Annotated in this window: 7 protein-coding genes and 1 other RNA gene; 3 read left to right on the forward strand and 5 right to left on the reverse strand. The window is 48.3% G+C overall.

Going from position 1 to position 7,813, the window contains the following annotated elements; all coding sequences use genetic code 11:
- From RMO52_RS17915 to ffs, 3 genes are all read right to left on the reverse strand, one after another.
- On the reverse strand, window positions 1-565 hold a 565-nt coding region (locus RMO52_RS17915), incomplete at its 3' end, for a homoserine dehydrogenase (protein ID WP_310416936.1).
- Window positions 566-822: 257 nt separating this feature from the next.
- The gene (locus RMO52_RS17920; protein ID WP_310416927.1) at window positions 823-1,215 is read right to left on the reverse strand and encodes a hypothetical protein; all 393 of its coding nucleotides are present in this window, start codon (window positions 1,213-1,215) and stop codon (window positions 823-825) included.
- A 150-nt stretch (window positions 1,216-1,365) separates the two neighbouring features.
- An RNA gene (ffs, locus tag RMO52_RS17925) (signal recognition particle sRNA small type) lies at window positions 1,366-1,462 on the reverse strand.
- A 117-nt stretch (window positions 1,463-1,579) separates the two neighbouring features.
- Here ffs and RMO52_RS17930 point away from each other — a divergent pair.
- Both RMO52_RS17930 and RMO52_RS17935 read left to right on the forward strand, forming a co-directional pair.
- Window positions 1,580-1,906, forward strand: coding sequence for a hypothetical protein (locus RMO52_RS17930; protein ID WP_309745345.1), 327 nt, complete (start codon window positions 1,580-1,582; stop codon window positions 1,904-1,906).
- A 35-nt stretch (window positions 1,907-1,941) separates the two neighbouring features.
- On the forward strand, window positions 1,942-2,118 hold the full coding sequence (locus RMO52_RS17935) for a hypothetical protein (protein WP_309745347.1): 177 nt from the start codon (window positions 1,942-1,944) through the stop codon (window positions 2,116-2,118).
- A gap of 92 nt (window positions 2,119-2,210) precedes the next feature.
- Here the strand turns inward: RMO52_RS17935 and RMO52_RS17940 are convergent, their stop codons facing one another.
- Both RMO52_RS17940 and aroB read right to left on the reverse strand, forming a co-directional pair.
- Complete coding sequence (locus tag RMO52_RS17940) at window positions 2,211-6,023, reverse strand: CHASE2 domain-containing protein (protein WP_310416930.1); 3,813 nt, start codon at window positions 6,021-6,023, stop codon at window positions 2,211-2,213.
- An 85-nt stretch (window positions 6,024-6,108) separates the two neighbouring features.
- Entirely contained in the window at window positions 6,109-7,251 is a 1,143-nt protein-coding gene (gene aroB, locus RMO52_RS17945) for a 3-dehydroquinate synthase (RefSeq protein WP_310416933.1), read from the reverse strand.
- Window positions 7,252-7,735: 484 nt separating this feature from the next.
- On the opposite strand from aroB, the gene RMO52_RS17950 reads away from it, so the two are divergent.
- On the forward strand, window positions 7,736-7,813 hold a 78-nt coding region (locus tag RMO52_RS17950; protein ID WP_310416940.1), incomplete at its 3' end, for a cytochrome b6-f complex subunit PetL.

Here is a 7,813-nt window from a genome sequence, read left to right on the forward strand (position 1 = left end):
CTGCCTCGGCATAGCCCAACTTTTGAGCATCGGCGAGGATATCGGCAAATTCGCCACCTTCGACGGTCATCCGGGTGAGGATATAGTTAGTCGTACCATTGATAATCCCAGTCACGCGTTGAATCCGATTGACCCCCAACGATTGCTTCAACGGCTGAATGACGGGAATACCCCCACCCACAGCCGCTTCTAGCATCACATATACACCAGCTTGATTGGCAGCGGTAAAGATTTCGTCGCCGAATCTAGCGATAACGGCTTTGTTGGCAGTGACGATATGTTTGCCATGTTCGATCGCGGTGAGAATCAGGCTGCGGGCTGGTTCGATCCCACCCAATACTTCAACGATAATTTCGATTTCGGGATCGGTAACGATCGAGTGGAGATCGGTTGTCACTAAATCTGGGTGCAACTCGACAGCACGCGGTTTGTCGATCGATCTGACGCCTACTCGCTGAATTTCAATAGCTTGGAGCAGGTGATGTCGTCCCACCAGATCTTGTAAAATTTGAACTGTTCCAGTACCGACGGTACCCAGTCCGAGGATGCCAATTTTAACCACAATTTTAATATTTAGATTCTCGCTCCAGTTTCGATCTTAAACTAGTTCGCACGGCTCTTTCGTATTTGTCGCGATAATTGATGTCGATCGCGATCGCCAAAATGCAGGGGCGATCGCTCGATCGTCCCTGCTGTTGAAAACTAAGCTCACATCTTGCACCAGTTTAACTATACTAGTGCTTAGTCTAGGCTCAGGGTACTCGACTATCTACGATTCAACCAGTCTTTATACATTGGTGAAAGATGTGAGTAAGTACAGTTCTAAGAGTTTTTCATCCGTTTTAGCTCTTCTTGCAAGGCTTCTACTTGCTTCCGCATGTCGCTGATGTGTTCGGGTGATTGTGAGGGGGAGGATGGTGCTTCGCTATCGGAGACGATTTCAATCCGCCGTGGCTCGGTAGTTTTTTGAGCGCGTTCGGTAGTGCTACTAGGCGCTTGACCTAAATTTTGCTGTTGGGCGGATTTGATCATATCATCCACCAATTTTCGAGCTTCTTCGGTGGTGATTTCACCCTTGGCGACCATTTCATCAGCTAGTTTTTGAGCCTGAACGCCGAGAGATGAGAGTGTCTCGCCCGCTTGTTCTCCAGCCGTAGTTGCTAGCCCGACACCAAGATAAAATGCTTTTTGGACGATATCGCCTAAACCAGCCATAGTTAACTTCTTAAGGTAATGATGATTATTGTTTGAGCTGTCTCATCTTTTATGATAGACGCTCGCTCGTGGCTATGGCTAGGTAAGTACTGGTACGGGTTGCCGATATGTAGCGATGGTCGGCGTTCGGTGCGATCGAAAAAATACTTTTATGACTCGACTTCCACGCCTGTTATAAGCATCCCATGTTGCTGCTACCTTCCAGTCCTGACAAGGTTTGGGCGTTACGACCGCGCGGGGCCGAATCTCCTTTATGATAGCACAGAAATTATTGAAGCGATCGGGTTATTTTAGAGCAAACTTTTAGAGGCTGTAGGGCGAATGCGGTATTTTATTCAGTAGGCAAAATTTCGGAGATGAGGATGTGAGGAGAACACCAGTCGATTTATATCGCATGGGCAATGCTGTTTCTGCTAGGTTGGAGCATATTCGAGCTAAGGATATCGATCTGTACGAGGATGGCGATAAAATATGGGTAGCTGCAAATTCAGGTGGTATTTCGACATTCTCTGTCCGGGGGAACGGTAGAAACTGGTGGAAGCTCGATCGAGAAGCTGAGATTCCGAGCGAGCTGCGAGTTGTAAATGATTATGGAGATCATTGGCTATGGGAACCAAGCTATTCAATGCCATTGGATGAATATCGACAGGCGTTACAGTCACTTGGCGAGCAGTTTTACAAAATAAGTTGAGAAAAATGATGATGATGAATTTATCTCCAAAAGCGATGAGATCGATCGCGGAAGCATTAGAATTTCGGATTGCAGCATATCACAGTCAATCGGATTCAGAAATGTTGTCTGAGGATGAAATTGCGGATTTGACGAATGACTTAATGTTTTTGGAGTCATTATTGCAGGAGTTGCGAACAGCTTTAGCTGTGCCCGTCGCGCAGGTTTTTTGAGGAAATAATTTCGCTCACCATCAATGTCAAGCGCAGAGCGATGCTTGTTTTTGCGCTTATTCCCTATTTTGTCTCGATCGAACAACTTTTGCCTACATCTTTTCCCCAAGATGAATTTGGGGTTGGTGCATTTGGGAGATCGCAGTGGTGAGATACTCGATCTCGTCGAGGAGAGGATAGATGGCTGCTGGTGATGTTAAGGTGCAATCGTCGAAAAGATTGTTGGTAAAAATTTTATCTAATCGACCGATTAATTCTTGGATCGCTACAGCGCCGACATTGGCACTAGCGCTTTCGATCGTGTGGAGGAGATGTTCGATCGTGGCTGAGTCGTGGTTGGCAATTGCGACATGGATCTGGCGTAGTTGTGCTTGGGTATTTTCGACAAAGACTTGCAGGATCTGGCGCTCGAAATCCAGATCGCCCTCGGAGATGCGCCGGAGGTAGTCTATATCTACTGAAGCCCCGAGCGTACCATCGCTGTGTGTTGACGGCGCGCTCAAATCCGAACGGGCTGCATCTGAGTTGCTATCTACAGAGATGGCAATCGTTTCCGGCGGTGGTTGCCACAATTCTTGCGTCCAATGAGTAATCTTGGCTGAAAGTTCGTCTTTGCGAACGGGTTTGGATAAAAAGTCATCCATCCCAGCTAACATGGCTAACTCGCGATCTTCCTTCATGGCACTGGCTGTCAAAGCGACGATGGCGGTATGTCGCATGTTACCTTCACGAATCCGAATTTCTTTGGTCGCTGCATAGCCATCGAGTCGCGGCATATGACAGTCCATTAAAATTACATCGTAGTCTCGAACGGCAATTTTGGCGAGGACTTCTTCGCCATCACAGGCGAGATCGGCGGTATATCCGAGATTTTTGAGCTGATTGAGGGCGACTTTTTGGTTGACTTTATTGTCTTCGGCGACTAAGATGCGCAGATTGGAGCTGACTTGTGGGGCGAGGATCTGCGGTTGGGGTGGTTTGGGCGCAGTGATATAGCCAAATGAGGTGTTTGCGGGGGCAATTTGGGCGGCTGGCTCGACACATTTACCGAGTAGAATCAGTGGCTTGGCTGGTTTGAAGGTGTATCCGGCAATTATCGATTTCTGGTGGAGCGTGGAGACGCGATCGTATTCATTAAAGGAGATCGTCGTAATTATCCGCAAATCTGCTAGTTCGGGATAGTGGCTAATCTGCTCTGGGAGGGTCGTATTGTGGTTATCTGGGAACGAAAGGTCTGTAATTAGGGTTTCAAAAGGTTTACTGACTGCGGCAGCGGCTAGCAGCAGATTCATGGCATCGGCACTAGTGGTGGTGGTCGTGACGATCGCGCCATAATATTCGGCAGCACTAGCGATGGCGTGACGGCTGTGATCCCAATTGCCAGCAATCAGGAGGCGTTGTCCGTGAATGGTTTGGGCGAGTTGACGCGCGAGGATCGAGCGATCGTCTATTTCTGGGGTGAGGCTAGTCCGCGTGCAGGTGAGGGTAAACCAAAAGATCGAACCTGCTGAGGGGGCGCTGATCACCCCGATATCGCCGCCCATCATTTCAATCAGGCGTTTGGAAATGGCTAGTCCTAAACCCGTACCGCCATATTGGCGGGTGGTAGAGGAGTCAGCTTGTGAGAAGGATTGAAAAATCTTATCTTGACTGTCTTGGGCGATGCCGATCCCCGTGTCTTGGACTTGAAAGTAGAGGGTCGTCTGCCGATCGGTGGTCGCGATCGCGCTAATATCGATCGAGACACCGCCGCGCTCGGTAAATTTGATCGCATTGCCGATTAAGTTGGTCAAAATTTGACCCAATCGGGTGGGATCGCCTTGGAGGTTGGTAGGGATGGTAGGTTCGATCCGACAGCTCAATTCGATCCCCTTGGAATAAGCATTGTTGGCAAGAACTTCGATCGTTTGTTCGACGGTATCGACGAGATTAAAATTAATTTCTTCGAGGTGCAATTGTCCGGCATCGATTTTGGTAAAGTCGAGGATTTCATTAATAATATTGAGCAAGTTATCGGAGCTACAGCGAATGGTTTCGACAAAGCTGCGCTGTTCGTCGTTGAGTTTAGTATCTAATAACAACTCGGTAAAACTAATAATCCCATTCATCGGCGTCCGAATTTCATGGCTCATATTTGCCAAGAATTCACTCTTCATTTTGCCAGCAGATTCGGCGAGCTGGCGAGCCTTTTCTAAGATGGCATTTTCTTTGGCTAACTCTTGACGGCGATGGCGTTCGAGATCGAGGGAGAGGGACTGGAGTTGCTTGGCGGTGGTGATATCTTCGATCGCAATCAAGAAGCCGGACACTACGGCGATATCGCCAATTTTCTTACCGTCGATAATATCTCTTTGAATTTCTTGCCAATTAAGTAATGCTTCTAATTTCAGCGTGAAAAATTTATCATTGTATTTGACTTCTTTAGCTGGCAAACTTTGATAAGTGTGGATATCGACGAGATGATCCTGCCACTCCCTTGTAGTCAGCCAGTGCGGTACCAAACAGTGTTCGATTTTATCGCCGATATTGATATTTAAAAGTTGGGAAGCGACCGAATTACAAAACCACACCGTTCCGTCTAATTCAGTGGCGAGCAGTCCCATCGATAAGCTGTGGGCGATCGCGGTTTGTGCCGATTGTGCCCGCCCTAATTCGGCGGCGATCGTGGCTAGTTTAGCAACTTTGCCAACTGGAATTGGCTGTAAAAGTTGTCGATCGCCAGAGCGAGGCGTGTGCGTCACTAGATTGATCTGATGGGTTTGCCACAGCCTGTCTATTTCGCGTTTTACCAGAAAGTCTGTATATTGACGCTCGCAATAAGCAACGCCGACACAAGTGAGGGTTAGTAGTGTAATTGGTGCGGCAACTGGCAGCCAGTAATTATTTGCTAAAGCTAAAGTAACAATTGTCATCCAGCCACCACTCAAGCCGAGTAATGCCAGCAATCTTTGCCCGTGAGTAAGCCGACTGAGCCTGTCGCTCAAGAGCGGACTGAATCCGAGCAGTACTAATAATAGCCAATTACCAGGGACGATTTGAAGTCGATCGCGTCCCAGTAAATTATCGACAATTGCCGCATGTAAATAAATACTGGCGACCCCTTCAGCGCGATCGAATGGCGTCTCGATCTGTTTGGCGCTACTACCTGTGACGCCTACTAAGACAATTTTATTATTAAAACCTTTTTCGAGCCGTTGCTTGTCGCGCTCGGTTTGTGGCTCTAAAACCGAACTCAAAGAATAGTGATTGGTCTTGGCAATTTTACCCGGCCAATTAATCCAGAAATTGCCCTCATTGGGCGGACGTTTGATTTCCGGCTCATTGCTAAGATTATGTCCTTCGACTGCCATCCAGGCTAGCGAATAAACCCGATTCTTGTATGAGAGAATTTGGCGAATGACCCCATCGTGACTTTTAATTTTATCGATATGACCGATTGCTTGAGCGGCGGCTTTCAAGCGGCGGGTGGGGACGATCGGCACACCTTTGTTATCCCAACTTTGAGCGAGGACGACAGCTTTATGATTATTAATCGCTTCGATCAGTTCGGCATCATTGGGTGTGATGTCGTTGAATATCGGCTCAAAGACGATCGTACTGGCATTATACTTAGTTAGAATTTTAACTAGCTTGGCATAGTACGCGCGATTTTTTGGTAAATCTCTAAATTTAGTAATACTTTCATCGTCGATTTCGATGACCGCTACCCGATCGTCCCATGCCCGTTCGCCGCGCAATTCGGTGAGGCGATTGTACGCAAAATCTTCAACTGGAGCCATGGCATCGAGCTGTACCAATCCGATCGCGATCGTCGCCGCAATTGGCCCTGGCAACCATCGCCACACAGCTCGCAAGTGTTCGGGAAGTTGAAGAGAAAGATTTGTGAATCGGGTGAGATAGTTCAAGAGCGGTAGATGGTGGCTGAGATTTGCGGGGAGAATCTAAAATCGATGCACGTCGATCGCACGTAAAAATTAGGATAACTGGAATCTAAGCAATTGCAATCGGCAACATAGCTGTTAAAATCTGCATAATTAACGCATTCGACACGACCTTTCGATCGGCATTTAACGATCCGGGGAGCGGATCGTAGGCAATCGTCTCCGTGGCACCGATGTAACTGGGAAGAATGAATATCCCCTTGCCTGCTTTAACTTTTTTATCGGATTTAAGTGTCTCGACGATCTGCGCTAAATCGATCTGGGGTGGGAGATCGATCGCCAGATGAGCCGATTGAATCACCCGATTTTGACGGGCAGCGGCAGCAGCGTCCCACAGTCCCAATTTCACCGCAATTTGTCCGGCGGCAACCATCCCGATGGCAACAGCTTCGCCATGATTCACTGCATATTTTGTCACATTTTCGATCGCATGACCGATCGTGTGACCGTAATTTAAAGTCGCCCTTAATCCAGTTAATTCATGCTCGTCTTCGCTGACGATCTTCGCCTTCGCACGAGCCGATCGAGTTAGAATAGTAGCTAGGAGTTCGGGCGCGATCTGACTTGCCTGGAGTCCATTAGCGCCTTCTAGCAGCACGAATAGCTCACTGTCGCCAATAACGGCATATTTAATAACTTCGGCCATCCCTGCCTGAAATTCTCGTGCGGGAAGTGTCTGGAGGACGAGCGGATCGGTAAGCACCAGCCGGGGTTGATGAAAGGCACCAATCAGATTTTTGGGACCATCGGGATGATTGACGCCAGTCTTACCACCGATCGACGAGTCTACCATTGCCAGGAGCGTTGTTGGTACCTGCACCACATTGATGCCCCGCAGCCACGTAGCCGCCGCAAAACCCGTCATATCCCCAATTACGCCACCGCCTAGAGCAACGAGCGTTGACGAGCGTTCTAGCCCCCGATCGAGGGCAAGTTGATAAATCTTCGCGATCGATTCGAGTGTTTTGTAGCTTTCACCATCGGGGAGTTCGCAGTAGGAGACTTCAAATTTGGCAGCTTGGAGTGCGTCAATTGCCTGCTTGCCGTACAGGGCAAATACGGTCGGATTGGAAACTACCATGATTTTGTTGCCCAGAGCGAGCTGGCGGCATTTTTCCCCCAAGCGATCGAGATTTCCCGGCGCGATCGAGATCTCATAGGGATTTGTTAGCGCAACTGTAATCGGTTCCATAACAATATGGGTAAGAGGTAATGGGTAAGAGGTAAGAGGTAAGAGGTAATTCGATCTGTCGCTTTTTAATTAGAAAGTTGGAGCGCAAACGACCTTAAACCTAATTCTAGTGTAGATGTCCGCAGCTACGATACCGATGACGGTGACGTTTCAGTGGTAGAGACTATAGACCTCCTGCGAGAGTAAAAACAAAATCTTTGCTTGTATTTTTTCATCTGCTTGGGTATGGGTCGTGAGCGGGTTCCCCGCTCGACCCAACTCCGCTATTCTTCCCCCTAAAGCCTAAAGCCTGATTTTCGCAGAAAGTCTTATGTGTTGAGGCAGACGCTTTGGTTCTGTGCGAGCGGCTGCGCCAACGCGTTCGCGTCTCGTTGGCGTAGCTTTGCCTTTGGCATTACCGTAGTAGAATCGAGTGCCCTTCACCCGCTAGGTTCCCGTCGATGATTTAATAGTAAGTACATAGTTATAGTGGAGTTAAAGAGTTATGTCTGGTGCGATTGCTTATCTAGGTTTTGTCGGTGTGATGTTCGCGATTGCGATGGGGCTGTTCTTTGGACTCAGA

Source organism: Chamaesiphon sp. OTE_8_metabat_110 (assembly GCF_031382685.1).
GTDB lineage: Bacteria > Cyanobacteriota > Cyanobacteriia > Cyanobacteriales > Chamaesiphonaceae > Chamaesiphon.

Coding starts and splice junctions, on each gene's coding strand:
- RMO52_RS17920 (WP_310416927.1), bottom strand. CDS start 1,215: ATGGCTGGTTTAGGCGATATCGTCCAAAAAGCATTTTATCTTGGTGTC.
- RMO52_RS17935 (WP_309745347.1), top strand. CDS start 1,942: ATGAGATCGATCGCGGAAGCATTAGAATTTCGGATTGCAGCATATCAC.
- aroB (WP_310416933.1), bottom strand. CDS start 7,251: ATGGAACCGATTACAGTTGCGCTAACAAATCCCTATGAGATCTCGATC.